Source organism: Kribbella sp. NPDC048915 (genome assembly GCF_040649595.1).
Classification (GTDB): Bacteria; Actinomycetota; Actinomycetes; order Propionibacteriales; family Kribbellaceae; genus Kribbella.
This window is the reverse complement of record NZ_JBEZFT010000008.1, coordinates 38,447-61,200: the sequence shown is the minus strand read 5'-3', so window position 1 is coordinate 61,200 and position 22,754 is coordinate 38,447. Positions and strand designations below refer to the sequence as shown.

The following is a 22,754-nucleotide window of genomic DNA, read 5'->3' as shown; positions in this document are numbered from 1 at the left end:
ACTGGCGCGCAGGAGATCGGGATGGGTTCGGGCGCGTAGCCCCTCGGGTTGGACCGCGTGATCTACCGCGGCTGCGGTGGTGGAGGCGGTGAGCTGCCTGGCGAGGACGAGGCCGCGCACCGCGTGTGGGGTCCAGGTTGACAGGCCGAGTGGACGGCGCCGACCGTCGTACCCGGTCGCCCAGGTGATTGATGCACGGCCCGAAGGTGGGCACGCTCGACAGTTAGTGTGGTGCGGGACGGGTGTGTTCGGTGTCTGATTCACGCTCAGCTGTGACCCCTGGCACGGGAGACTTCCTGTCGACCTGACACACGCCACACACCCGAGCGTCCTCGGGTCCATCACCGCCCACGACCACCCAATCCAGACCTGGCCGTGCAGTCCCAATCGTCTAGGTAAGTTGCTTCCGCAGCAGTGTGATGGTGGTTTCGTAGCGGGTGACGGTTCCGTCCGGGGCTTCCTCGTTCCAGGCGCCGGGTTCGGTACCGGTGACCGTGTAGCCGAGGCGTTCGTACAGGGCGCGCGGGCGGGGGCGGTTGTTGTCGATGCCTAGTTCGGCCCAGGTCAGGCCGCGGGTGCGGATCCGGTCTTCGAGGGCGTTGATGAGGACGGTGCCGATGCCGCAGGAGCGGAGTTCGGCTTGGACGGCCAGTTGCCAGATCGTCGCCGCGCCGGGTGGTTTGGTGTAGTCCGCTCCCCCGACGGCGACCGGCAGGCCGGACGGTGTGCAGACGGCGAGGTAGTCGACCTCACCGCGGTGGGCTCGGCGGATTGCTTCGGTCACGGCGGCCAGGGCGGTCGCGTTGCCGTACCACGTCAGCGACGGGAGGTCGTCCTCCACGACGTCGCGGACAGTCAGCGGTACGACGACCTCGGCCATGCCCCGCACACTGACACACCCCGACCGACCCGCACCACCGAATTCACCGCGTGCGCATCCCGCACACTGACACATCCCGACCGATATGCACCGCCCAACTCACCACGCGCTCGCCTCTGCACCGCCGAGCTCACCGCGCGCGCAACCCGTCCAGGACGATCTCCGCGAATCGATTCGCTGCCTGCTCGGTGGGACGCACCGAGAACAGCCCGCGCCCCGCCTGCAGAAGCAGCATCAGATCGTCCATCGAGAAGTCGGCACGCAACACGCCGGCGGCTTGGGCTCGCCGGACAAGGTCCGCGAGCTCCGGAAGCAGCTTCTGCCGGTGCGCGACGATCGTGCTCCGGACCGTCCCATCGGCGTCCTGCGCCGTGAAGGCGGCGACGAATCCACGGTTCCGCGAGTTCAGAATCGTCAGCGCACGGATGACCGACGAGAACCCGCGCCACGGATCCGGGTCGGCGCACGCGTCGACGACGATCTGCCGGCATTGTTCGAGTTCCTGGGCGAACGCCCCGTCGATCAGGTGCTGCTTCGTCGGGAACCGCCGATACAGCGTGGCCGGCCCGACGTCTGCGCGGCGGGCGACCTCACGCATGCCTACCGACAGCCCGGTCTCGGCGAACAGTGTCCGCGCCGCCGTGACGATGCGGTCGCGGTTCTCCTCCGCGTCGGCGCGGAGTTGAGTCATCGGCGCTTCCCTTCTGTCTCACTTCCCGTATCCGGACGCCCCCGTCCACTACCGTCCGTCAGCGTACCCGCAAGACGAAGGAGAACGATGGTGCGAGCAGTACAGGTCCGAGAGTTCGGCGATCCGACCGGTTTGGAGGTGGTCGACGTGCCGGCGCCGTCCCCGGCCGCCGGTGAGGTGCTGATCCGGACGGAGGCGATCGGTGTCAGCGGTGTGGATGTGGTCGCACGGCGAGGCGAACTGCTGAAGATTTTCCCGCCGGGGACAGTGCTCGGCAGCGAAGCGGCCGGCGTAGTGATCGCGGCCGGCGACGGGGTCGATCCGGTGTGGGTCGGGAGGCGGGTGTGGGCCTTCACAGGCCGGGACGGCGCGTACGCCGACCAAGTGACCGCGCGCCTCGACGACATCACCGAGCTCCCGAGCACGTTGTCGTTCGTCGACGCCGTGGCCGTCGGCAGCTCGGCAACGGTCGCGCACTTCGCGCTCGAACACGCCCACTTCACCGCCGGCGAAAGCGTCCTGATCCGCGGGGCCGCAGGGAGCATCGGCCTGGCAACCATCGAGCTGGCCGTCCGCAACGGCGCCAGCTCCGTCGCCGTGACCACCTCGTCCGAGTCCCGCGCCCAGCGCCTCAAACAACTGGGCGCTACGCACGTCCTCGACCGCACGGGCGCCGACCCGCACGGAACGAAGTACGACGTGATTGTGGACATCGTCGCCGGGCCGGAGCTACCGGTGTTCATCGACAAGCTGGCGCCGAACGGGCGGCTGGTGATGGTCGGAGCGGTCAGCGGATTCCCGGCCGCGAACTTCGGGGAGGTGCTGATCCGGTCGTTCCAGCAATCGCGGTCGGTGGCGACCTTCAGCCTGGACACGATCCCGGTCGAGCGCCGAAACCAGGTGCGCGAAGCGTTGCTCGAGGCAACGACGCGTGGCGAGCTCACCCCGGTGGTTCACGACGTACTTCCGCTGGAGCGCGCTGCGGACGCGCACCGGCAGATGGACGACGGCAGCGTGTTCGGCCGGATCGTGCTGATACCGACAAACTGATGGTCAGCAAGCCTCAAGGACGCGCCGCCGGGCCAGGTCGATCATCTCGGCGCTGAGCTCGAATCCGCTGACGATCGCGCCATGGTCGCGGAGCGCCGCCAGCAGCGGCCCGGAGCCGCAACCGACGTCCAGTACGCGACGGCCGGCCACGTCCCGCGCGAGGTCCAGGCACGGACTTCCGATTCAACCGGACCGTCAGGGTCAGGTGGTGACGGACTCCCGGCTCCGGTACGTGAGGAGGCCTTCGACTCCGCGGAGGAACGTCTCCCGGACGGGCTCCGGGTCGGTGAGGCAGCCGGCGGCCATCGCGCCGTCGCGGAGCATGACGAAGTGCCGCGCGGCCGGCTCGGCGTCGATCTTCCCCAGATCGGTGAACAGCTCGATCATCGTGTCCAGGAACCACTGCCGGTGGGCCAGCACGGCCCGGTGGACCGCGTCGTCGGGGTCCGGGTACTCCGCGGCGGCGTTGAGGAACGCACACCCCCGGAACCCGGCCCGCTGGATGTCATCGGCGATGAACTGCGCGACGCCGCGGATCACGTCCTCGGGTGTCGAGTTCTTCGCCCGGGCGGCGTCGACCTGGACGCGGATGGCCGCGTCGACCTGACCCAGGTACGCGACGATCAGGTCGTCCTTGCTCGGGAAATGCCGGTACAGCGTCGCTCGGGTGACCTTTCCCTCGGCGACCACCCGATCGATACCGACGGCCCGAATGCCCTCCGAATAGAAGAGTCCGGTGGCCGTGTCGAGCAGCCGCGACCGCGCCTCTGACATTCGCTTCGCCTCCGATCTGTGCGGGTATCTGACTCGAGAATAGCAGACAGAACGATCGGTCTTGACAACCGGCGATTGCCGAGAGAAGCTGAGGAAGACCGATCGTTCTATCTAGCGATTCTGAGAGGATCCCGTGTCCACTTCGTCCAAGGTCGTCGGCACCGCCCCCGACGCCGTCAGTGGTACCAAGGCGCTCCGCACGCTGTACTTCGTCCGCTTCGGCTTCGCCATCGTCTGGGCGATCCTCACGATGCTGATCGGCACGTCGATCAACCCCGGGACCGTCGTCCTGCTGCTGATCTACCCGCTGTTCGACGTCGCCGCGGCAATCATCGACTTCCGGACCTCGGGTGCGAGCCGCCCGAAGTCGCCGCTGTACGTGAACATGGTGCTGAGCCTCGCCGCCACCGTCGGTCTCGCGATCGCGGCCGCCTCCGGGATCCCCGCCGTCCTGCGGGTGTGGGGCGCCTGGGCGATCACCGCCGGCCTCGTGCAGCTGATCGTCGCGATTCTGCGTTACCGGCTCGGCGGTCAGTGGGCGATGATCCTCAGTGGCGGCATCTCCGTACTCGCCGGCGGCAGCTTCATCGCGATGGCGGGCGGCGACAAGTCCTCGCTGACCAACGTCGCCGGCTACGCGATCCTCGGCGGCATCTTCTTCCTGATCTCCGCCATCCGGCTTTCCCGCATCACCTCGAAGGCAGCCTGACATGACCAACGACAACGCTGCAGTGGACGTGGTGATCATCGGCGGCGGCCCGGTCGGTGAAAACATCGCCGACCGCGCCGTCCGGGGCGGCCTCACCGCCGCGATCGTCGAACACGAACTCGTCGGCGGCGAGTGCTCGTACTGGGCCTGCATGCCGACCAAGGCTCTGCTCCGCGACGCCGCGGCACTGCGCGCCGCCCGCGCGCTCCCGGCCGCCGGCCACGCTGTCAGCGGCGCCCTCGATCCCGCGCTGGTCCTCGCGCGCCGCGACCAGTTCGCGGCCAACTGGGACGACTCCGGCCAGGTCGCGTGGCTCGATTCCGCCGGCATCCAGCTGGTCCGCGGTCACGGCCGCATCGCCGGCCCGCGCACGGTCGAGGTCACCCACTCGGACGGCACGACGTCCGAGCTGCAGGCGACCCACGCGGTCGTGATCGCCACCGGAAGCAGCGCGTTCGTGCCGCCGATTCCCGGACTGGCGGATGCCGCGCCGTGGACGAGCCGCGATGCGGCCGGCGTGCAGAACGTCCCGAACCGTCTCGCGATCATCGGCGGTGGTGTCGTCGCTGCCGAGATGGCGACCGCGTTCACCGCGCTCGGTTCGCAGGTGACGCTCGTCTCGCAGAGCCGCCTGCTGCCCAGCGTCGAGGCGTTCGCCGGCGAGCAGGTCGCTGACGCGCTCCGCTCGTCCGGAGTCACGCTGCACCTCGAGGTCGAGACCACCGACGTACGGCGGGACGCTGCCGGCGCAGTGCACCTGACGCTGGCAGACGGCACGTCCATCGAAGCCGACGAGGTCCTGGTCGCGACCGGCCGCACGCCCAACACAAAGGACATCGGACTCGACACCATCGGCCTGACGCCGGGCGATTGGCTGCGTGTCGACGACTCGCTCGCGGTTGTGGACGAAGCCGGCCGACCGCTGGATGACAGCTGGCTGTATGCGGCGGGCGATGTGAACAAGCGCGTCCTGCTGACCCACCACGGCAAGTACCAGGCACGCGCACTGGGCGACGCGCTCGCCGCACGAGCCCGCGGTGACGTGCTGGGGCTCGGCGATTGGGGACGGCACGCCGCCACGGCCGACAAGCAGGCCGTCACGCAGGTGATCTTCACCGATCCCGAGGTCGCCGCCGTTGGCCTCACCGCCGAGGCCGCCGCGGCCGCCGGTAAGAAGACCCGCGTGGTCGACTACGACCTCGGCGCGGTCTCCGGCGCCGCGCTGCACGCCGACGGGTACCGCGGTCAGGCGCGGATGATCGTCGACGACGACCGCAACGTGGTCATCGGCTTCACCGCGGTCGGTCCCGACGTCGCCGAACTCCTGCAGGCCGCCACGATCGCGATCGTCGGCGAGGTTCCGCTGGATCGGCTGTGGCACGCCGTACCGGCGTACCCGACGATGAACGAGGTCTGGCTGCGGCTGCTCGAGACCGACGGACGCGACCGGTAACGACACGCCCGCGTGGAAGACTCGGCGCATGCGGATCAGTCAAGCCGGTGCGGCCGAGCTCCCCGGGCTGGCGCGGTTGTTGTGGCTCAACGACCGCGCCGAGGAGCCGGACCCGCCGTTGCTGGAGAAGTTCACGGTGGAGCTCACGCAGTGGTGGGAGGCGAACACCAACACGCATGTCGCGTACGTCGCCCGCCTGGACGGCCCCGAACTCGTCGGGATGGCCTGGGTCGCTCTCGTGCCGCGGGTCCCGCGGCCGGGGACGATGGATCGGATGTCGGCCGACATTCAAAGCGTCTACGTGATGCCTGAGCATCGCGGGCAGCGGATCGGATCGGAGCTGGTCGAGGCAGCGACGGACCACGCCGTACGGCTCGGGGCGCTGCGCGTGACAGTGCACTCAGGGACGCGGGCGGTGCCGGTGTACGAGCGGCTCGGATTCGCGTCGTCGCGGCAGCTTCTGCAGCGGTACCCGGACTAGAAACGGCCCGGGTACCGCAGGTCGGCGCGAAGCTGGTCGTGCAGGGCGGCGTTCGAGTACAAGCCACCGCCCTGGTCCGCGGCTCGTCCGCCCTTGCGATCCGTGAACCGGCCGCCGGCCTCCTCGACGATCAGGATCCACGGCGCGTGATCCCACGCGTAGTACCGCTCCACCAGGAACGCGTCGACCTCCCCACGCACCAGCCCGACGAGCGGCAACGGACTCGACGGCGGACCGAAGCGCGGATAGTTGCCGAGGGCCTCGAGTACGGCGTGATCGTACGACGCCGTCGTGCTGACCCGAAGCGGTCTCGGCTCGTCCCGCGGCCAGGACGACTCGAACGCACCGCCGCCGCGCGTCGCCCACCAGCAGGTGTTCAAGGCCGGCGCGACGACGACCGCGAGCTCGGCGACGCCGTTGCTGTGGAGCGCGAGCTGGATCCGCCAGTTCGGGTCGTGCGCGGCGAAGAACCGGGTGCCGTCGATCGGGTCGAGGATCCAGGTCCGCTCCGACTCCCCCACGCGCCCGAATTCCTCACCCCACAACCCGTCCCCCGGCCGAACCGCCGTCAGCTCTGCCCGCAGCAGCTCCTCCACCGCCCGATCCGCCTCGGTCACCGGCGTACCGTCCGCCTTCAGCGAAGCCTCGACCCCTTTCTCGAAGTACCGCATGGCAACTTCAGCCGCCCGGCCGACCGCAGCGAACGCCAAGTCGAAGTCATCCACCGTGCGACTCCGCGAGTTGCTGGAGGCGGGTCGCGCTGGTGGGGTCGGCGGGGAGGAAGGTTTCGATCGCCAGGTTGGCTGCGGTGACTTCGAGCGGGGCGCCGATGGTGGCGATCAGGGTGAAGAGGCGGACGGAGCCGAGGCGGGTGCTGAGGTCGAGGGTGACCATGGGTTGCTGGGCGGGGGCGGTGGGCAGGTTGTCGGGGAGATAGGACTCGACCTCCTCGACCAGGGTGGCGAGTGCGTCGTCGGCGGTGTCGCGGCTCTTGCGGCGCAGTTGGTGGATGAGGCCGAGGCTGCACGCCGCCGTCATCGACGAGATGCTCGGCAGGCCCTGGGGGTGGACGGACAGCCGGAGCATGTTCATCGGCGGTTCGAGGAGGGCGGGGTCGACGCCGTCCCACAGCAGCTCGGCGGCGTGGTTGGCGTCGACGAGGTTCCACAGGCCGTCGACGATCAGCGCCGGGTTCGGCATATGGGCCTCGAGCAACTGATGGAGCAGTTCGCGGAGCTGGTGCATCGCCTCGGAGTGGTACGGCCGGTCCAGGTACCGCGGGGCGAAGCCGCCGGCGAGCAGCAGCCGGTTCTGCTCGGCGAGCGGGAGGTCGAGGTGGTTCGCGAGATGCAGCAGTAGTTGACGGCTCGGTTGCGCGCGCCCGGTCTCCACGAAGCTCAAGTGCTTGGTCGACACCTCCGCGTCGATCGCCAGGTCGAGCTGACTCAGCCGGCGATGCGTCCGCCAGAAGCGCAGCAGTTCGCCGACGGTCTGCGGCTCCTCCAGCGTGGTCACGCGGTTCAGCCTACGGCGGGCGCGTGCGGCGCATCCATTACCCGCGAGGTAACTGCACCAAAGAGGTAATTGAGCCGCGTGCGGTGCGGGCCGGATCGTTGCGGGTGATCGCAGCCTCAACTGAAGGGTTACCTCATGGACGCCACGTACACCGCTGTCGCAACCTCGTCCGGTCGTGATGCCCGGGCGGTCACAGCTGACGGTCAACTGGACGTTCAGCTCGCGTTGCCGAAGGAACTGGGCGGGACCGGCGACGGCCTCAACCCCGAGCAACTGCTGGCAGCCGGATGGGCCGCCTGCTTCTCCACCGTCCTCGACCGCCTCGGCCAGGCCCGCAATCTCGACGCCAAGGACATCGCCGTCACCGCCGAGGTGAGCCTCATGCCCCAGGCATCCCGCTTCACCCTGGCCGCCGTACTCCACGTCGAACTCCCCCACCACCTCGACAACCCCGCCGGCCACCGCCTGGTCGAAGCAGCCCACACCATCTGCCCCTACTCCACCGCCACGGCCGGCAACGTCCCCGTCCAGATCGTCCTCGAGTAGCGCCGACGAGCCCATCGGTGTGTCATCTCGACAGGAGGTGTCCGGCTGGAAGTAGTGCACCTGAGCGCACGCGTACACCGTCCCACGAGTGCACTACCTGTCGACCGTGCACACTGCTGCCCGCGCAAGGTGAGGGTTGGGTCGCTCAGGTGAGGGTCAGGCCGTGGGTCGTGAGGAGGGTTTGGAGCGTGGGCTGGGGTTGGGTGAAGGTCCAGTGTTCGGCGTGCAGGCCGGCTTGGCGGGCGGCCTCCACGTTGCGGAGCGTGTCGTCGATGAAGAGGATCGACTCGGGTGCGGCGCCGATGCGGGCGGCGGCTCGGGTGAAGAACTCGGGGTCGGGTTTCGCGACGCCGAGGTCGTACGAGTAACAGCTCACGTCGAACAGTTCGTCGTACCCGAGGGCCGTCCGCATATGGGCGCCGCGGTAGCTCTCCTGATTCGTGCCGAGGTGCACGCCGTACCCGCTGCGCTTCAGGGCCCGCACCGCCTCGAGCGACGACTCGATCAGCACGATGTTCTTCCACACCGCGTCGTACACCTCGGTCACCGGTGTACGCACGCCGTACTTCTCCAGCGTCGCCGCCAGCACCGGCAGGTAGTCACCTTGCCCGGCGAGCATCGGCCGCTCGTCGCGCCAGGTCTCGTGCAGGAAGTCGCGCGCCCGGTCACCCAGGTACGGCGCCATCGCCGAGTACCACCCGCCGGGGAGATCCTGCAGTACGCCGTCCGCGTCGAACAGCACATGCCGGATCGTGTCAGCCATGCACCAGATCATGCCCGACAGCATCGTCGAGGCACACCGTGATTTCCTCCACCTCGGCCGGGTCCTCAACCTGTTCGGGGACGCCGAGCGGTGCTCCGAACAATGCCGCCCGGATCTCCCGCGGGATCGCGCACATGCTCAGGCCGGGTCCTGCAGCACACCGAGCACGTTGCCGTCAGGGTCGGTCAGCGTCGCGACCAGCCGGCCCTGGCCGACGTCCTTCGGGGCGTCCTTGAGCGTGCCGCCCGCGGCGGTGACCTCCCTGATCTTGGCCTCGATGTCGGTCACGTGCCAGTACGTGATCGGCGAGCTCATGTCGCTGTTCGGGACCAGTCCGATGTGCTGCCCTTCCGACTCGAACCCGACGTAGTACGGCGAGTCCGCCAACGGCTCAACACCGAGCAGCGCCGCGTACACGGGCTTGGCCTTCTCGACGTCGGTGACGGGATGCAGGATGGTTTTGGCGCCCAGCGTGGTGGTCATGACAATCTCCAGAACTCCGTGAGGCCGTGGCCTCGTTTTCTCGACGACCACCACGCTATTTCCGGACCACTATGCCCTGCTTCTTGATTCCTGATCACTTGACCACCGGCACGAGTCCGGCGGCCAAGAGGTGCTCAGGCGACGTACTCCGCCAGGTGCTTCCCGGTCAGGGTCTTCGGCTTCTTGATCAGGTCCGCGGGCGTGCCTTCGAAGACCACCTTGCCGCCGTCGTGGCCGGCGCCCGGGCCGAGGTCGATGATCCAGTCGGCGTGGGCCATGACGGCCTGGTGGTGCTCGATCACGATCACCGACTTGCCGGAATCGACCAACCGGTCCAGCAACGCGAGGAGCTGCTCGACGTCGGCCAGGTGCAGACCGGTGGTCGGCTCGTCGAGGATGTAGACGCCGCCCTTGTCCCCCATGTGCGTGGCGAGTTTCAGCCGCTGCCGCTCACCGCCGGACAGCGTCGTGAGCGGCTGCCCGAGGGACAGGTACCCGAGCCCGACGTCGGCCAGCCGCTCGAGGATCTTCGCCGCGGCCGGTGTCTTCGCGTCACCCTCGGAGAAGTACGGCAGCGCCTCCGACACCGGCAGACCGAGGACGTCGGCGATGTTCTTCCCGCCGAGTGTGTAGTCCAGGACGGCGGACTGGAAGCGCCGGCCCTCGCACTCCTCACATGGCGTCTCGACCGTCGCCATCACGCCGAGCTCGGTGTAAATGACACCGGCGCCCTTACAGGCCGGGCAGGCGCCTTCGGAGTTCGCGCTGAACAGCGCCGGCTTCACGCCGTTCGCTTTCGCGAAGGCCTTGCGGATCGGGTCCAGCAGACCGGTGTACGTCGCCGGGTTGCTGCGCCGCGAACCGCGGATCGGGGCCTGATCGATGGCGATGACACCCTCGCGGCCGGCCAGCGAACCGTGGATCAGCGAACTCTTTCCGGAACCGGCGACACCGGTCACCACGACCAGAACGCCGAGCGGTACGTCGACATCCACATTCCGCAAGTTGTTCGTCGACGCGCCGCGGATCTCCAGCGCACCGGTGGCCGGCCGCACCGACTCCTTGATCGACGCCCGGTCGTCCAGGTGCCGCCCGGTCAGCGTGTCGCTCGTGCGCAGCTTCTCGACCGTACCCTCGAACACCACCTCACCACCGGCCGAACCCGCGCCCGGACCGAGGTCGATCACGTGGTCGGCGATCGCGATCGTCTCCGGTTTGTGCTCGACGACAAGCACTGTGTTGCCCTTGTCGCGCAACTGCAGCAGTAGGTCGTTCATCCGCTGGATGTCGTGCGGGTGCAGGCCGATCGTCGGCTCGTCGAACACGTAGGTCACATCGGTCAGCGACGACCCGAGGTGGCGGATCATCTTCGTCCGCTGCGCCTCACCACCGGACAGCGTGCCGGCCGGGCGATCCAGCGACAGATACCCCAGGCCGATGTCGACGAACGAGTCGAGCGTGTCGCCGAGCGCCTTCAGCAGCGGCGCGACCGACGGCTCCTTGAGCGCGCGGATCCATTCGGCCAGGTCGGTGATCTGCATTGCGCACAGATCCGCGATGTTCTTGCCCTTGATCTTCGACGCCCGCGCTTCCGGGCCGAGCCGGGTGCCCTCGCAGTCCGGGCAGGTCGTGAACGTCACCGCCCGCTCGACGAACGCCCGGATGTGCGGCTGCATCGCCTCGACGTCCTTGGACAGGAACGACCGCTGGATCGACGGGATGATGCCGGAGTAGGTGAGGTTGATGCCCTCGACCTTGATCTTGGTCGGCTCCTTGTAGAGCAGGTCGTGCAGTTCCTTCTTGGTGTACTTCTTGATCGGCTTGTCCGGGTTGAAGAAGCCCGAGCCGCGGAAGATCCGCCCGAACCAGCCGTCCATGCTGTAGCCGGGGATCGTCAGCGCACCCTCGTTCAGCGACTTGTTCTCGTCGTACAGCGCGGTCAGGTCGAAGTCCGTGACCGAGCCCATGCCCTCGCAACGCGGGCACATGCCGCCGGCGTACACCTGCTCGCGGACGACCTTCTTCTCCCCCGCGCCTTTGTCCGCGGTCATCGAACCGGTCGCGGTCCGCTTCGGGACGTTGAACGAGTACGCCGTCGGCGGGCCGGCGTGCGGCTTCGCGATCCGGCTGAACAGGATCCGCAGCATCGCGTTCGCGTCGGTCGCCGTACCGACCGTGGACCGCGGGTTCGCGCCCATCCGCTCCTGGTCGACGATGATCGCGGTGGTCAGTCCCTCGAGTACGTCGACGTCCGGGCGGGCCAGGTTCGGCATGAAGCCCTGCACGAACGCGCTGTACGTCTCGTTGATCAGCCGCTGGGACTCCGACGCGATCGTGCCGAACACCAGCGAGCTCTTGCCCGAGCCGGACACCCCGGTGAAGACGGTCAGTCGGCGTTTCGGGATCTCGACACTGATGTTCTTCAGGTTGTTCACCCGGGCGCCGGTCACCCGGATCAAGTCGTGGCTGTCGGCAACGTGCTCGCGGGCCATCTCTTCGTCCTCCCCAGAAGTCGCTGTCAGGATGCCTGGTTGATCCGGATGTGGTTGCCGGCCGGGTCGCGGAACGCGCAGTCGCGGACGCCGTACGGCTGGTCGACCGGCTCCTGGATGACCTCGGCGTCGGTGGCCTGCAGCCGCTCGAACAGCCCGTCGATGTCGTCGGTCTGCAGCACGATCGTGGCGTAGGTGCCCTTGGCCATCATCTCGCTGATCGTGCGGCGTTCGTCCTCGGTGACGCCGGGGTCGGCGGCCGGCGGGTACAGCACGATGCCGGTGTCCGGCTGACCGGGCGGGCCGACCGTGATCCAGCGCATCCCCTCGTACCCGACGTCGGTGCGGACCTCGAAGCCGAGGACGTCCCGGTAGAACTTCAGCGACTCTTCGGGGTCCGTGTGCGGCAGGAAGCTGGCATGAATCTTGATGTCCATGGGGTCACGCTACGGTGCCCGGCGGCGCGGGTGCTTCTCGATTCCTGATCGGTCGCGTCACCTGTTTGGCGACACACGACGGAATCCCCAGCGTGGCGTCGGCCGCCTGCTCCTTGTACACGCTCGGCGGCATCCCGACCAGCTCGGTGAACCGGGTGCTGAACGTCCCCAGCGACTGGCAGCCGACCGCGAAGCAGACGTCGGTCACGCTCATCCCGCCGCGCCGCAGCAGCATCATCGCCCGCTCGATCCGGCGCGTCATCAGATACCCGTACGGTGACTCTCCGTAGGCGCGCTTGAATTCGCGGCTCAGGTGCCCCGACGACATGTGCGCACCACGTGCCAGCGCCTCGACATCCAGCGGCTGCGCGTACTCCCGGTCGATCCGGTCCTTCACACGCCGTAACCGCGCCAGATCGTCCAGGCGCTGCTGCTCGGTCGTCCCGCTCCCCACGCCGAAATCCTGCCACGCCACCGGTCCGAAGTCATGCACCGGCCGGTGATCCCCGGCGTACCGCGTCACCTCATCGGTTGGCCCAGTTGAGGTAGGCGACGTTGGCGAGGAGCCAGCCGAAGCCGATCGCCTGTTGCCCGTCGCGTTCGGGGGTCGGTTGGTAGCGGTTGTACAGAGCCAGGTTGTGGGCGTGGACCTGCGGGTCCCACGGGGCGACCTGCATCCAGCGAGGCGCCTGGTGGGCGACCGAGGCCGCGCCGATCGTCCCGCCCGCGACCGTGGTGTGGACAGCGGGGAGACCGTCGGCGTCGGTGGTCGCGACGTTCTGGGTGAAGGTGCGCGCGAGCCGCGCCATGTCCCGGCCGTTGAACGCCAGCCGTGCGCGAAACGCCCGTACGGCGAACTCGACGTCAAGCGCACCGTGACTGATGTCCTCGAACTGCCGCGCCGGACCGCCGGACGGCGTGAACACCGAGACGTCCGTCGAAGGATCGCCGGTCTTGGTGAACCCCTCGTAGATACGCCCACCCGTCGGCCAGTAGTGCCACGTCCAGGCGTCACCGGCATCCACGGCCAGCTGTCCAGCCAGCATCTGACCGAGCGCGGCCACCTTCCGTCGGTAACCAGTGTCACCCGTCGCGATCGCCAGCTCGACGAGCGTCTGACCGAGACCCACGGACTGGTTGATCGGCTGTTCGCAGCCGTCGTACGCGAGCGGCTGACCCTTCGGCCAGATCAGGTGCCCGTCGTCGCGGTACTCCCAGTCGTGCACCGCGACCGCCTCGCGGCACGCGAGCAGGTACTCGGCTGCCTTCCGCTGATAGCGCCTGCGCAGTACCGGCGAGGCGGCCACGATCCGTACGAAGCTCGCGATCGGGTACGTGATCATGCCCGTGTGAACCGCGAAGATCACCGGGCGGCAGTGCATCGCGAAGCTCCCGAGCCGCGGTACGTCGCCCGCGCGCGGACTCGGCCTCCGCTCCGCGGCGGTGAGCTGTAGCGGACCGGGCGCGGCGTCGTAGATGCGTCTGACCGCATAGTTGGCGCTCGCCGGATCCAGCGACAGGTCGGTCAACGTCACCGTGCGGTTCACGAAGGTGTTGACCAGGCGGACGGTGAACGTGTCGGCCTGGGTTCCCGCGGTGACGGTCACCGTCGTGTCCTCGGCGTACGGCAGCGCCTGGCGAAGGTCCAGCAGCGGCTGCTCGTTGCTGTCGGCAAGGGTCGCGTACCCGGTCGTGTACGGGTGGTCGGCGCGCCACGCCGGGAGCGACAGACCGCGGTAGTCCGTGACGCCGCGCGTGCTGTCGCGGACGGTCAGAACCTGGTCGATGTTGTCGACGAGCCGGTCCAGGTAAAGGGTGTCGCGATACTTCTCGTACATCCGAACCAGCCCGAGCAGCACGTACGACTGACTCCAGGCGAGCATGCCGGAGCGGCCGTCGCGGTTGGAGTTGTCGTTCGGCTGGTCCGGCTGACCGGGACCGCCCTGCTGGAACAGGCGGTCCCAGTCGTCGAAGGTCTTCCGGGCGGTGTAGTCGATCCCGTCTGCGTGGGCCTGGGTGGCACCGGCAGTTCCGATGCCGCCGGCGACTGCCCCAGCGGCAGTCAGGCGAAGGACGGTCCGGCGGGACGGGCGGATGGCGGGCAGCGCGGGTCGATCGGGTAGGGCGGGTCTGTTGGGCAGGGCAGGGCGGTTCGGCATGGCGGGCGGCCTCCGGCTTGTTCTGGGCGGTGAACGCGCAGGGGACATCCCATTGTCCTGCAGGGAATCGATTTACGGCAGGTCGAACGCGACCGGTAGATCCTTGAGGAAAGCGACCGCATCGAACATCGCGCCGGCCGACGCGACCCCGGCCGCCTGTGTCTCACCGGCGAGGATCCGCCGTACCGCACCGACCGCGAGCGGCGCCGAGATCGCATAGATGTCCTGGCCGGTCGCTGTCGCCCGGCGCTCCGCTTCCCCACGCCGTACGCGGACGTCCACCACGAACGTCTGATCCGACCGGCCGTGCTCGTCGACCGCGGCCGGTGCCGGGGTGTTCGCGTCGGCCAGATCGCCCGCCGCCTCGACTGTCATGGCCGTCCGCACCTCGGGTACGGCGATGTGCGTCGGGATCGTGACCACGTCGGCCATCGTGAACTCGGCGATCACCCGACGCCGGCCGAGTGGCTCCGGGAACGTCCACTCCTGCTGGGCCGGCTTGTCCTGGTGGTACTGCAACTTGCCGCCGGTGAAGCGCACCCGGCGGCCGTCGCGCCGGTCGTGCGACACCTTCCCGGCAGCCCGCGTACCGGGTGTCGGATGCCAACTGCTCAGACCGTAGGCGACCACCACCTCGTCGGCCGCCGACGCGTCCGCCTCCGGCAGGTCGCCGAGGGCCGCGGTTGCGAGCAGGTCGCCGAGGCCGCCGAAGAAGGCCATCGCCGGCACGACGGGGGTCTCGCTGCGCATCGCGAAGCTCGCCAGGTTCGCCTCGAGTTCGGCCGCGACGTCGACGTACGGCACCCGCGCGCGGGTCGCCGCGGCGATGACCGGTTCCGCCGTCACGGCGAACGGGCCGGCGCAGTTGATCACGGCGGCCGCATTCTGCAGAGCTCGGTCCAGGGCGCGGTGATCGTCGACGGCCGCGGGACGCTGATCGAGATCGCCCCATTCGGCCGCGAGCGCCGAGGCGTTGCGGCCGGAAACGGCGACGGGGAGGTTCTGGCGGAGGAGTTCTTCGACCACGAAGCGGCCGGTGTGACCGGAGGCGCCGTACACGACGATTGCGTTCATGGCTCAAGTCTCACCGGATCGGACCCGCCGGCGTGAGAGTCTGGAACGACACCCTTCGTACACTTTCGGACATGCACACTGTCGCGCTGGCCACGGCCGGACACCTGCTGCACTTCGAGCTCGGGATCGCCTACGAGATCTTCGGCAACCCGCCCGACGGCATCGACGAGTGGTACGACGTCCGTCTGTGCGGACCGAGCCCGCTTCAGGTCGGACCGTTCGTGGTCGAACCGGCGTACGCACTGGATCAGCTGGTTGCAGCCGACACCGTGCTCGTACCGGCCATCGCCGACGTCGATGAGGCGCCGCCGGCCGATCTCGTGGACGCCGTCCGGGCTGCGCATCAGGCCGGCGCGCGGATCGCATCGTTCTGCACCGGCGCATTCGTGCTCGGCGCTGCCGGTCTGCTCGACGGCAAGGAAGCGACGACCCACTGGGCCCACACGGCGGCGCTGAGCGCGCGGTTCCCGTCGGCGATGGTCGACCCGGACGTGCTCTACACCGACAACGGCGACGTACTGACCGCTGCCGGGAAGGCCGCGGCCGTCGATCTGTGCTTGCACCTGGTGCAGCGCGATCGTGGCGCCACAATCGCGAACGCGCTTGCCCGGCGGCTCGTCGTCCCGCCGCACCGCGTCGGCGGACAAGCCCAGTTCGTTGCCACGCCGGTGCAGGTCAACGGTGACCACTCGCTCGCGCAGTTGCTCGCCTGGGCGCAGGAGCGACTCGACCAGCCGTTGACGGTCAGCGACCTGGCGAGGCGGGCGAACACCAGCCCACGTCACCTCGGCCGCCAGTTCCGTACGGTGACCGGTCAGACGCCGCTCCAATGGTTGCTCACCCAGCGCGTGCGGCGAGCACAGCAGTTGCTCGAGTCGACCGACGTCGGCATCGAGCAGGTCGCCGCGGCCACCGGCCTCGGGACGGCGACCACCCTGCGCCGCCATTTCCAGCGCGTGGTCGGCGTACCTCCGAACACCTATCGGCGATCCTTCCGCGGCGTTCCTTCCGAGTCGGTTGACGGGCCGAACGCGCGCAGGAAGGTCGCTACGGCGTTCTGAGTGACCTCGTCGAGCTCCGCCGCCGACAGTGTCCGGGTCCCCAGTTGGGAGCGGGTTTCCAACGGCGCGGTCAGCAACGCGCCGAACTGCTCGGCGGCCACGGCAGGATCCTCGAGGCGGAGCTTCCCGGCCAGGGCCAGGCGGGCGAAGCGGTTCGCGAGGGCGTCGTTCACCTTGTCGGTCGCGCGGTCACGAACGATGTCCTGCAACTCCGGCATGGTGTGGAGCTCCGACTGCAGCAACCGGCGCAACGCCCAGGCCTTCTCGTCGCAGTAGCAGTCGGCGACTGCGTACCGTCGAGCTCGACTTCAGCTTCAGTGTCTCTGGCGATCGGATCGCTCGGGTCGCCAGAGCGTGAACTCGTCGCCCCAGATGGCGGCTTTTGCTGGTCGGTAGGACGGTGAGGACCTGGGTACGACGATGCGCTCGGCGGCTCCGGACTCGGTGCACAGGTCGAGGACTACCTGACCTTTACGGTGCGTGGGTCGGGTGAGGACGCGCTGGCCGGCGGTGTGCACCGCGGACCGGGTCGCCACGACGTACGAGAACTTCTCGTCCTCGAAGTTGCGCGTCCCGTCCTTCAACGTCCGGTGCAGCTCGGTCCGCGGCAGCCGGGCGCCGAAGTGACACCAGTCGACCGGGCACGGACCGTGGTGCGGACAGGGCGCAGCGATCGCGAATCCCTGACCGAGCAGGGTTTCGCGCGCAGCGAGGATCCGCCGGTGACCGCCAGGCGATCCCGGTTCGACGACAGCAATCGTGGTCGCGACCGCCGCCGCCTTCTGCACCAACTCGTCACGATCCCCCGGCGCCAATTCGTTCAGCACATACCCAATCGTCACCAGCCCCACTTCCCCGTCGGGCGCCTGCCAATTTCGCAGATCCGCCCGCGTCCAACGCCAGCCCGCGGAGACGCCGGAGCCGAGCGCGGGATCGGAACTCGCGAGTTGGCGGCCGAGGGCGATTGCGGCTGGTTGGCGTTCGATGATCTCGGTGCAGGTGCTCGGCCACAGCGCGGCAACGGCCCAGGCGGCGGCGCCCGTGCCGCCGCCGAGGTCCAGGTGCGTGACGGGCGGGTCGAGGTGAGGTTGGGCTTGTGCGAGTGCGGCGTACAGCGCCCGGAAGGTGGCCGGCATGCGGACGACGGCGTACGCGAGTGCGTCAAGCCTGTCGGTCAGACCCGGTGTCGCGTCGGCGACCTGTTCGGTGCGGTAGCGGTGTGAGAGTGCGGTGACGCGCCGGCGAAGGTCTTGGTGTGGAATCCCGGCGGCGGCACGCGCGAGGGCAGCATGAAGGTGGGCAGCATGAAGGTGGTTGTCCGCGGAGGACATGCGGAATCTCCGGTTCGATCGGCACGGAGCGCGCACCTGATGCAGGGCGCGCGTGATCCGCGGCCAGACGCCGCGACGCACCAATCGGTCCGGAGAAGGAAGTGTCCGCCTGTCAGCAGGCAGCAGCAGAGGAGGGATCGGCGCGGAACCGGAGAACCTTCCTGGCCATCACACACCTCCTCGAATCAGTTCAACGACGGTACCAGAATCGACACCCGAATTACCGGCCCTCCGACGTACACAAACAGACCTTGTTTCCCTGCGGATCGGCCAGTACGACGAACGCCGGCGCCTCGTCCTCGTAGACGACCTTCCCGCCGGCCGCGACTGCCGCCTCGATCCGCGCGGGCACCACCTCCGGCGGGAGCCAGAGGTCGAGATGGAAGCGTTGCCGGGGCGGCTCATGCGGCTTGGTGCCCTGGAACCACAGATTCGCGACCCGGCCGGTCGGGTCGAGGACGTCATGACCGGTAAAGGACTCCGTCGTACCGGTCAGCACCGCGGCCCAGAACGGACCGAGCTCGACCAGGTCAGCGGTGTCGAGCGCGAGCTCCAGTTGCGACACGGCGGACGGATCAGGTGTCAGCCCGCGGTCGGCGGCGATCGTACTGATCGTCGCCGCGATCGCCTCGTCGCGCGTCGCCACATCCACGAACGACGAACCCAGTCGCAGCTCGGGTACGGCGTCCTGGCACGCCTCCCCGACCGCCGCGACGAACCGCGCGCCGTCCGCGTACTTCTCGATCAGGAAGCGCGCGTGCCACGCCTGCGCCAGCCGCCGCCAATCCGGTAACTCCATCCTCCGAGGCTACGACTCGCCGCCGACATGTTCCTGCAACGTCGCGAGGTCGCGCTCGGCGAACCGCCGTTGCTCGAACTCCTCGTCGAGTAGCACGCTCAAACACTCACCGACGGAGTACTCGCTGGGCGGCGGATAGCCCGGACCGGGAACGTGAGGCGTCGGCGCCCGTAACCGGTCGGCGGTGAGCTCAGCCATCAACTGCCGTACGGCGACCGCCCGATCCTCGCGCAGCGCGAGTACGTCGTCGAGCGCAGGCCGTGCCGCCCGATCCCGCGGTACCGGCGGAGTGTCGCGGAACTCGTCGTGCGGCAGGCCGAGCGGATCCCACGGTTCTGCCACGCCGAGGACGGTCCGACGGATCCACGCGTCGGTGACGAAGACGAGGTGCCGCAACGTCTCGATGAACGACCACTCGCCATCCACCGACTCGTGCAACGTGCCGGGCGGGAGGCGGCGGGCCTTGGCCACGGTTTCGGCCCAGAGCTGCTCGAGCAGATCCCACGCCTCGCGATAGCCGTCAGGGTCGGTCGGCCGCATCCGCTCACGCCCGGGGTACAGCCGGTTCAGCTCGGCGTCGATCAGCGGTACGACGTCGATGCCCCACACCCTGAGGTTGCGGATCTCGCCATCGAGCGACACATCGACGAGCCGCGCGCCGCGGATCGTCGTACCGGTCAGATCGACGTTCTCCAACCTGGCGCCGCGCAGGTCGACGTCGTGGAACACCGCACCCCGAAGCGTCGATTCCTCGAACCGCGCCCCGGCCAAATCCCGTTCCCTGAACTCCTCCACGTCCCTCAGCGTCGCAAAGGACACCGCCCGCCGGAACAGCTCGTGATACACCTGCAGGCAGCCCGAACCTCTGGCAGAACGGAGCGGCATGTACCGCAGGGTGGTCCTCAAGTTGTCCGGTCAGGCAATCGCCGCCGGCACCCACATCAGCTGACGGTAACCGTCGAGTCGTGGCGAACGGCTGTCGGTGGGTTCGCCGAGTCGTGGAAAGTGGCGGTGTGCGGCAGCCGTAACTCACGAATCGGCGATCGCGGCTCAGGTGCGTGAGCAAGCGACGGGTGGGTTTAGGGCGAGCCTAAATGGTTTGTGGGAGTGGCCGCGGGGTTGGTGTACTCGAGGTGTCGGTTCAACGAGTAGGAGGAGAGTGCGTCATGCGAGCTCGCTTCATGTCTGTCGCGGAAATCTCACTCACCTGCTCGAAGGACATGAAGCTTCGTGGAATTGCTCAACCTCGGGATCCTGGCGCATGTCGACGCCGGTAAGACCAGCCTGACCGAGCGGCTGCTCTACGCCGCCGGTGTCATCGACGAGGTCGGCAGCGTCGACGACGGGAACACCCAGACCGACTCGCTCGCGCTCGAACGGCAGCGCGCGATCACGATCAAGACGGCCGTCGCCTCGTTCCGGCTCGGCGACCTGACCGTGAACCTGATCGACACCCCCGGCCATCCGGACTTCATCGCCGAGGTCGAACGCGCCCTCAGCGTGCTCGACGGCGCGGTCCTCGTGGTGTCCGCGGTGGAGGGTGTCCAGGCGCAGACCCGCGTCCTGATGCGCACCCTGCAACGGCTGCGCATCCCGACCCTGATCTTCGTCAACAAGCTCGATCGGCGCGGCGCGCAGTACGACGGCGTACTCGAACAGCTCGCCGCGAAGCTGACGCCGCACCTCGTCGCGATGGGCGAGGCGACCGACCTGGGTACACCCGAGGCCGCGTTCAAACCGATCCTCCAGGACGACGTACTGCTCGACATCCTCACCGAGCACGACGACGACCTCCTGCGGCGGTACGTCGACGGCGTCCAGATCGACCTGCCCGCGGCGCTGGCCGCTCAGACGCAGCGGGCGATCGTGCACCCGGTGTACTTCGGATCGGCGATCACCGGAGCGGGCACCACGGCCCTCGTCGACGGCATCCGCGAACTGCTCCCACGCGCACCTCGCACCGACGAGGCACCCCTCGACGGCACTGTGTTCAAGGTCGAACGCGGACCCGCCGGCGAGAAGATCGCCTATGTGCGGATGTTCGCGGGCACCGCCCACGTCCGCGACCGCGTCCGGTACGGCGACACGCACGGCAAGATCACCGCGCTCGAGGTCATCGGCAACGACAGCGGCATCGGCAACGAAGCGATCACCTCGAAGGCAATCCGCGCCGGCCAGATCGGCCGCCTCTGGGGACTCTCCGACATCCGCATCGGCGACGCCATCACCGACCCCGGCACCGGCCCCGGCAACGACACCCCGCATCGCCGACCGGTGCACGCCTTCTCGCCACCGACCCTGGAAACGGTCATCAAGCCGAGGCGCCCGTCCGACAAGGGCAATCTCCAGGTCGCGCTCACGCAGCTCGCCGAGCAGGATCCGCTGATCAACCTCCGCCACGACGACCTGCGGCAGGAAACCTCCGTGTCCCTGTACGGCGAGGTGCAGAAGGAGGTGATCGAGTCGACGCTGGCCACCGACTACGGGATCGCGGTCGACTTCCGCGAGACGACCACGATCCACATCGAGCGGATCGTCGGCACCGGGCACGCGGTCGAGTTCAACAAGAAGGACGGTAACCCGTTCCTCGCGACCGTCGGCCTGCGGGTCGAGCCGGCTCCGGTCGGTGCGGGCGTGTCGTACGAGCTCGACGTCGAACTCGGCTCGATGCCGTACGCGTTCATGAAGGCCGTCGAGGAGAGCGTCCGCGAGACCCTGCAGCAGGGCCTGTACGGCTGGGAGATCCCCGACGCGCACGTGGTGATGACGCATTCGGGCTACTCGGCCCGGCAGAGTCACGCGCACGCGGTGTTCGACAAAAGCATGTCGAGCACGGCCGGCGACTTCCGCTTCCTCACCCCGCTGGTGCTGATGGCCGCACTCCAGGAGGCCGGTACGGCGGTGCACGAGCCGATGCACCGGTTCCGGCTGGAGATCCCGACCGACACCACCCGCGCCGTACTCGCGACCCTTGCCCGGCTCCGCGCGATCCCGCAGGTACCGGCGCTCGCCGCCGAAACCTCAACCCTGGAAGGAGAAGTCCCCGCCGCCGCAGTGCACGAACTGGAGCAGCAGTTGCCCGCGCTCACCCGCGGCGAGGGCGTGCTGGAGTCGGCGTTCGAGCGGTACCAGCCGGTGAGCGGACCGGTCCCGCGCCGTCCGCGCACCGACCACGACCCGCTCAATCGCCGCGAGTACCTGCTCCACGTCCAGCGCCGGGTCTAGCGCCGGACCTCACGCCGTGCACAACGTTGGCGCCGAGGTCGTCGTCCGAGACGACCTCGGCGCTCAGCCCCGCCGACTCCATCACCCGAAGAGCCGACGGCACCTGCCGATCACTGGCCTCGACGAACAGGTGGCCGCCGGGCGTCAGCCACTTACTCGCGCCGGCAGCTACCCGGCGAAGGACAGCGAGCCCGTCCGCGCCGCCGTCCAACGTGACGTGCGGCTCGTGCAGCCGCGCCTCCGCCGGCAGCAATCGGATCTCGTCGGTGGGAACGTACGGCACATTCGCCAGCAGTACGTCGACGCGCCCGCGCAAGTCCGCCGGCAACGGCGCGAACAGATCGCCCTCGAAGACGCTCCCGCCGTACGGCGCCAGGTTCCGCCGAGCGCACCGTATCGCGGCCGGCTCGATGTCGGCGGCGTACAGCGTCACGTCACGTTCTGCCGCCACCGCAGCGCCCAACGCCCCGGCGCCACAACAGAGATCGAGCACAACGGCCCCGGCGACGGTCACCCGCATCGCCTCGGACACCAAGAACTCGGTACGCCGACGCGGAACGAACACGCCCGGATCAACGGCGATCCGCAAGCCGCGGAACGACGCCCAACCGACGACGTATTCCAACGGCTCCCCCGCGACCCGCCGATCGACCATCGCGGCGAGCTCGGCCGCCGACCGCGCGCTCTCGGCGATCAGCGCGGCCTCGTCCTCGGCGAAGACACACCCCGCGGCCCGCAACCGTCCGACGACCACGGCCAGCTCCCCGTCCTGCAAATGGTCCAGCTCATGGTCCAGCTCACGGTCAGGGATGACGCCCACCGAGCCCCTAG

General features: G+C 68.8%; 26 protein-coding genes. 7 read left to right on the top strand and 19 right to left on the bottom strand.

Annotated elements, in window-relative coordinates; genetic code table 11:
- Positions 1-391 precede the first annotated feature (391 nt).
- Together AB0B82_RS06910 and AB0B82_RS06905 are read right to left on the bottom strand one after the other, a co-directional pair.
- Positions 392-880 (bottom strand): GNAT family N-acetyltransferase, encoded by a 489-nt coding sequence (locus tag AB0B82_RS06910; protein WP_360163497.1) that lies wholly within the window; start codon positions 878-880, stop codon positions 392-394.
- Positions 881-1,010: 130 nt separating this feature from the next.
- Positions 1,011-1,571 carry a TetR/AcrR family transcriptional regulator gene (locus tag AB0B82_RS06905; RefSeq protein ID WP_360163495.1) on the bottom strand — a complete coding sequence of 187 codons (561 nt, stop codon included), beginning with the start codon at positions 1,569-1,571 and terminating at the stop codon, positions 1,011-1,013.
- Between the two features lie 87 nt (positions 1,572-1,658).
- Here AB0B82_RS06905 and AB0B82_RS06900 point away from each other — a divergent pair, with 87 nt between their 5' ends.
- Positions 1,659-2,621 carry a zinc-dependent alcohol dehydrogenase family protein gene (locus AB0B82_RS06900; RefSeq protein ID WP_360163494.1) on the top strand — a complete coding sequence of 321 codons (963 nt, stop codon included), beginning with the start codon at positions 1,659-1,661 and terminating at the stop codon, positions 2,619-2,621.
- Between the two features lie 3 nt (positions 2,622-2,624).
- Here AB0B82_RS06900 and AB0B82_RS06895 read toward each other — a convergent pair whose 3' ends face one another.
- Positions 2,625-2,771 (bottom strand): methyltransferase domain-containing protein, encoded by a 147-nt coding sequence (locus AB0B82_RS06895; protein WP_360163492.1) that lies wholly within the window; start codon positions 2,769-2,771, stop codon positions 2,625-2,627.
- Between the two features lie 51 nt (positions 2,772-2,822).
- Positions 2,823-3,395: a TetR/AcrR family transcriptional regulator gene (locus AB0B82_RS06890; protein WP_360163490.1), complete on the bottom strand. Its 573-nt coding sequence runs from the start codon at positions 3,393-3,395 to the stop codon at positions 2,823-2,825.
- A 133-nt stretch (positions 3,396-3,528) separates the two neighbouring features.
- Here AB0B82_RS06890 and AB0B82_RS06885 point away from each other — a divergent pair, with 133 nt between their 5' ends.
- From AB0B82_RS06885 to AB0B82_RS06875, 3 genes are read left to right on the top strand one after another with little or no spacing between them, the layout of a single operon-like run.
- Positions 3,529-4,104 carry a hypothetical protein gene (locus AB0B82_RS06885; protein WP_360163488.1) on the top strand — a complete coding sequence of 192 codons (576 nt, stop codon included), beginning with the start codon at positions 3,529-3,531 and terminating at the stop codon, positions 4,102-4,104.
- A 1-nt stretch (position 4,105) separates the two neighbouring features.
- Positions 4,106-5,557 carry an NAD(P)/FAD-dependent oxidoreductase gene (locus AB0B82_RS06880; protein ID WP_360163486.1) on the top strand — a complete coding sequence of 484 codons (1,452 nt, stop codon included), beginning with the start codon at positions 4,106-4,108 and terminating at the stop codon, positions 5,555-5,557.
- Between the two features lie 28 nt (positions 5,558-5,585).
- The gene (locus AB0B82_RS06875) at positions 5,586-6,038 is read left to right on the top strand and encodes a GNAT family N-acetyltransferase (protein WP_360163484.1); all 453 of its coding nucleotides are present in this window, start codon (positions 5,586-5,588) and stop codon (positions 6,036-6,038) included.
- On the opposite strand, the gene AB0B82_RS06870 is transcribed toward AB0B82_RS06875, so the two are convergent.
- Positions 6,035-6,763: an inositol monophosphatase gene (locus AB0B82_RS06870; protein WP_360163482.1), complete on the bottom strand. Its 729-nt coding sequence runs from the start codon at positions 6,761-6,763 to the stop codon at positions 6,035-6,037. The two genes, AB0B82_RS06875 and AB0B82_RS06870, sit on opposite strands and share 4 nt — an antisense overlap.
- Positions 6,756-7,553, bottom strand: coding sequence for a helix-turn-helix transcriptional regulator (locus tag AB0B82_RS06865; protein ID WP_360163481.1), 798 nt, complete (start codon positions 7,551-7,553; stop codon positions 6,756-6,758). Before AB0B82_RS06865 ends, AB0B82_RS06870 begins: the two co-directional genes overlap by 8 nt.
- A gap of 135 nt (positions 7,554-7,688) precedes the next feature.
- Between AB0B82_RS06865 and AB0B82_RS06860 the strand changes: the two genes are divergently transcribed.
- Complete coding sequence (locus tag AB0B82_RS06860) at positions 7,689-8,099, top strand: Ohr family peroxiredoxin (RefSeq protein ID WP_360163479.1); 411 nt, start codon at positions 7,689-7,691, stop codon at positions 8,097-8,099.
- A 145-nt stretch (positions 8,100-8,244) separates the two neighbouring features.
- Here the strand turns inward: AB0B82_RS06860 and AB0B82_RS06855 are convergent, their stop codons facing one another.
- The 8 genes from AB0B82_RS06855 to AB0B82_RS06820 all read right to left on the bottom strand — a co-directional run bounded on the left by AB0B82_RS06855 (position 8,245) and on the right by AB0B82_RS06820 (position 15,507).
- Positions 8,245-8,862, bottom strand: a complete 618-nt coding sequence (locus tag AB0B82_RS06855; protein ID WP_360163477.1) for an HAD-IA family hydrolase — start codon at positions 8,860-8,862, stop codon at positions 8,245-8,247.
- Complete coding sequence (locus tag AB0B82_RS06850) at positions 8,855-8,998, bottom strand: hypothetical protein (protein WP_360163475.1); 144 nt, start codon at positions 8,996-8,998, stop codon at positions 8,855-8,857. Before AB0B82_RS06850 ends, AB0B82_RS06855 begins: the two co-directional genes overlap by 8 nt.
- A gap of 2 nt (positions 8,999-9,000) precedes the next feature.
- Entirely contained in the window at positions 9,001-9,345 is a 345-nt protein-coding gene (locus AB0B82_RS06845) for a VOC family protein (protein WP_360163473.1), read from the bottom strand.
- A 134-nt stretch (positions 9,346-9,479) separates the two neighbouring features.
- On the bottom strand, positions 9,480-11,837 hold the full coding sequence (locus AB0B82_RS06840; RefSeq protein WP_360163471.1) for an excinuclease ABC subunit UvrA: 2,358 nt from the start codon (positions 11,835-11,837) through the stop codon (positions 9,480-9,482).
- Between the two features lie 26 nt (positions 11,838-11,863).
- Positions 11,864-12,274, bottom strand: a complete 411-nt coding sequence (locus tag AB0B82_RS06835) for a VOC family protein (RefSeq protein WP_360163469.1) — start codon at positions 12,272-12,274, stop codon at positions 11,864-11,866.
- 4 nt (positions 12,275-12,278) lie between these two features.
- Positions 12,279-12,728: an AraC family transcriptional regulator gene (locus tag AB0B82_RS06830; RefSeq protein WP_360163642.1), complete on the bottom strand. Its 450-nt coding sequence runs from the start codon at positions 12,726-12,728 to the stop codon at positions 12,279-12,281.
- A gap of 70 nt (positions 12,729-12,798) precedes the next feature.
- Positions 12,799-14,433, bottom strand: coding sequence for a hypothetical protein (locus AB0B82_RS06825; protein ID WP_360163467.1), 1,635 nt, complete (start codon positions 14,431-14,433; stop codon positions 12,799-12,801).
- A 72-nt stretch (positions 14,434-14,505) separates the two neighbouring features.
- On the bottom strand, positions 14,506-15,507 hold the full coding sequence (locus AB0B82_RS06820; protein WP_360163465.1) for a saccharopine dehydrogenase NADP-binding domain-containing protein: 1,002 nt from the start codon (positions 15,505-15,507) through the stop codon (positions 14,506-14,508).
- A gap of 71 nt (positions 15,508-15,578) precedes the next feature.
- Here AB0B82_RS06820 and AB0B82_RS06815 point away from each other — a divergent pair, with 71 nt between their 5' ends.
- A complete protein-coding gene (locus tag AB0B82_RS06815; RefSeq protein ID WP_360163463.1) occupies positions 15,579-16,568 on the top strand; it encodes a helix-turn-helix domain-containing protein in 990 nt (329 codons plus the stop codon).
- On the opposite strand, the gene AB0B82_RS06810 is transcribed toward AB0B82_RS06815, so the two are convergent.
- From AB0B82_RS06810 to AB0B82_RS06795, 4 genes are all read right to left on the bottom strand, one after another.
- The gene (locus AB0B82_RS06810; RefSeq protein ID WP_360163640.1) at positions 16,487-16,810 is read right to left on the bottom strand and encodes a TetR/AcrR family transcriptional regulator C-terminal domain-containing protein; all 324 of its coding nucleotides are present in this window, start codon (positions 16,808-16,810) and stop codon (positions 16,487-16,489) included. The genes AB0B82_RS06815 and AB0B82_RS06810 overlap by 82 nt on opposite strands.
- A 72-nt stretch (positions 16,811-16,882) precedes the next feature.
- Positions 16,883-17,899, bottom strand: a complete 1,017-nt coding sequence (locus AB0B82_RS06805) for a small ribosomal subunit Rsm22 family protein (RefSeq protein ID WP_360163461.1) — start codon at positions 17,897-17,899, stop codon at positions 16,883-16,885.
- 220 nt (positions 17,900-18,119) lie between these two features.
- Positions 18,120-18,698: a VOC family protein gene (locus tag AB0B82_RS06800; protein ID WP_360163459.1), complete on the bottom strand. Its 579-nt coding sequence runs from the start codon at positions 18,696-18,698 to the stop codon at positions 18,120-18,122.
- 9 nt (positions 18,699-18,707) lie between these two features.
- Positions 18,708-19,493: a DinB family protein gene (locus AB0B82_RS06795; protein WP_360163457.1), complete on the bottom strand. Its 786-nt coding sequence runs from the start codon at positions 19,491-19,493 to the stop codon at positions 18,708-18,710.
- Between the two features lie 435 nt (positions 19,494-19,928).
- On the opposite strand from AB0B82_RS06795, the gene AB0B82_RS06790 reads away from it, so the two are divergent.
- The gene (locus AB0B82_RS06790; RefSeq protein ID WP_360163455.1) at positions 19,929-21,923 is read left to right on the top strand and encodes a translation factor GTPase family protein; all 1,995 of its coding nucleotides are present in this window, start codon (positions 19,929-19,931) and stop codon (positions 21,921-21,923) included.
- Here AB0B82_RS06790 and AB0B82_RS06785 read toward each other — a convergent pair.
- Complete coding sequence (locus tag AB0B82_RS06785; RefSeq protein ID WP_360163453.1) at positions 21,880-22,743, bottom strand: putative protein N(5)-glutamine methyltransferase; 864 nt, start codon at positions 22,741-22,743, stop codon at positions 21,880-21,882. The genes AB0B82_RS06790 and AB0B82_RS06785 overlap by 44 nt on opposite strands.
- Positions 22,744-22,754: the final 11 nt, after the last annotated feature.

Bases quoted from the DNA above. Each gene is read 5' to 3' on its own strand.
- AB0B82_RS06855 (WP_360163477.1), bottom strand. From the start codon at position 8,862: ATGGCTGACACGATCCGGCATGTGCTGTTCGACGCGGACGGCGTACTG.
- AB0B82_RS06800 (WP_360163459.1), bottom strand. From the start codon at position 18,698: ATGGAGTTACCGGATTGGCGGCGGCTGGCGCAGGCGTGGCACGCGCGC.
- AB0B82_RS06850 (WP_360163475.1), bottom strand. From the start codon at position 8,998: ATGTGCGCGATCCCGCGGGAGATCCGGGCGGCATTGTTCGGAGCACCG.
- AB0B82_RS06905 (WP_360163495.1), bottom strand. From the start codon at position 1,571: ATGACTCAACTCCGCGCCGACGCGGAGGAGAACCGCGACCGCATCGTC.
- AB0B82_RS06900 (WP_360163494.1), top strand. From the start codon at position 1,659: ATGGTGCGAGCAGTACAGGTCCGAGAGTTCGGCGATCCGACCGGTTTG.
- AB0B82_RS06910 (WP_360163497.1), bottom strand. From the start codon at position 880: ATGGCCGAGGTCGTCGTACCGCTGACTGTCCGCGACGTCGTGGAGGAC.
- AB0B82_RS06835 (WP_360163469.1), bottom strand. From the start codon at position 12,274: ATGGACATCAAGATTCATGCCAGCTTCCTGCCGCACACGGACCCCGAA.
- AB0B82_RS06840 (WP_360163471.1), bottom strand. From the start codon at position 11,837: ATGGCCCGCGAGCACGTTGCCGACAGCCACGACTTGATCCGGGTGACC.
- AB0B82_RS06825 (WP_360163467.1), bottom strand. From the start codon at position 14,433: ATGCCGAACCGCCCTGCCCTGCCCAACAGACCCGCCCTACCCGATCGA.
- AB0B82_RS06875 (WP_360163484.1), top strand. From the start codon at position 5,586: ATGCGGATCAGTCAAGCCGGTGCGGCCGAGCTCCCCGGGCTGGCGCGG.
- AB0B82_RS06820 (WP_360163465.1), bottom strand. From the start codon at position 15,507: ATGAACGCAATCGTCGTGTACGGCGCCTCCGGTCACACCGGCCGCTTC.
- AB0B82_RS06860 (WP_360163479.1), top strand. From the start codon at position 7,689: ATGGACGCCACGTACACCGCTGTCGCAACCTCGTCCGGTCGTGATGCC.
- AB0B82_RS06880 (WP_360163486.1), top strand. From the start codon at position 4,106: ATGACCAACGACAACGCTGCAGTGGACGTGGTGATCATCGGCGGCGGC.
- AB0B82_RS06890 (WP_360163490.1), bottom strand. From the start codon at position 3,395: ATGTCAGAGGCGCGGTCGCGGCTGCTCGACACGGCCACCGGACTCTTC.
- AB0B82_RS06845 (WP_360163473.1), bottom strand. From the start codon at position 9,345: ATGACCACCACGCTGGGCGCCAAAACCATCCTGCATCCCGTCACCGAC.
- AB0B82_RS06815 (WP_360163463.1), top strand. From the start codon at position 15,579: ATGCACACTGTCGCGCTGGCCACGGCCGGACACCTGCTGCACTTCGAG.
- AB0B82_RS06805 (WP_360163461.1), bottom strand. From the start codon at position 17,899: ATGTCCTCCGCGGACAACCACCTTCATGCTGCCCACCTTCATGCTGCC.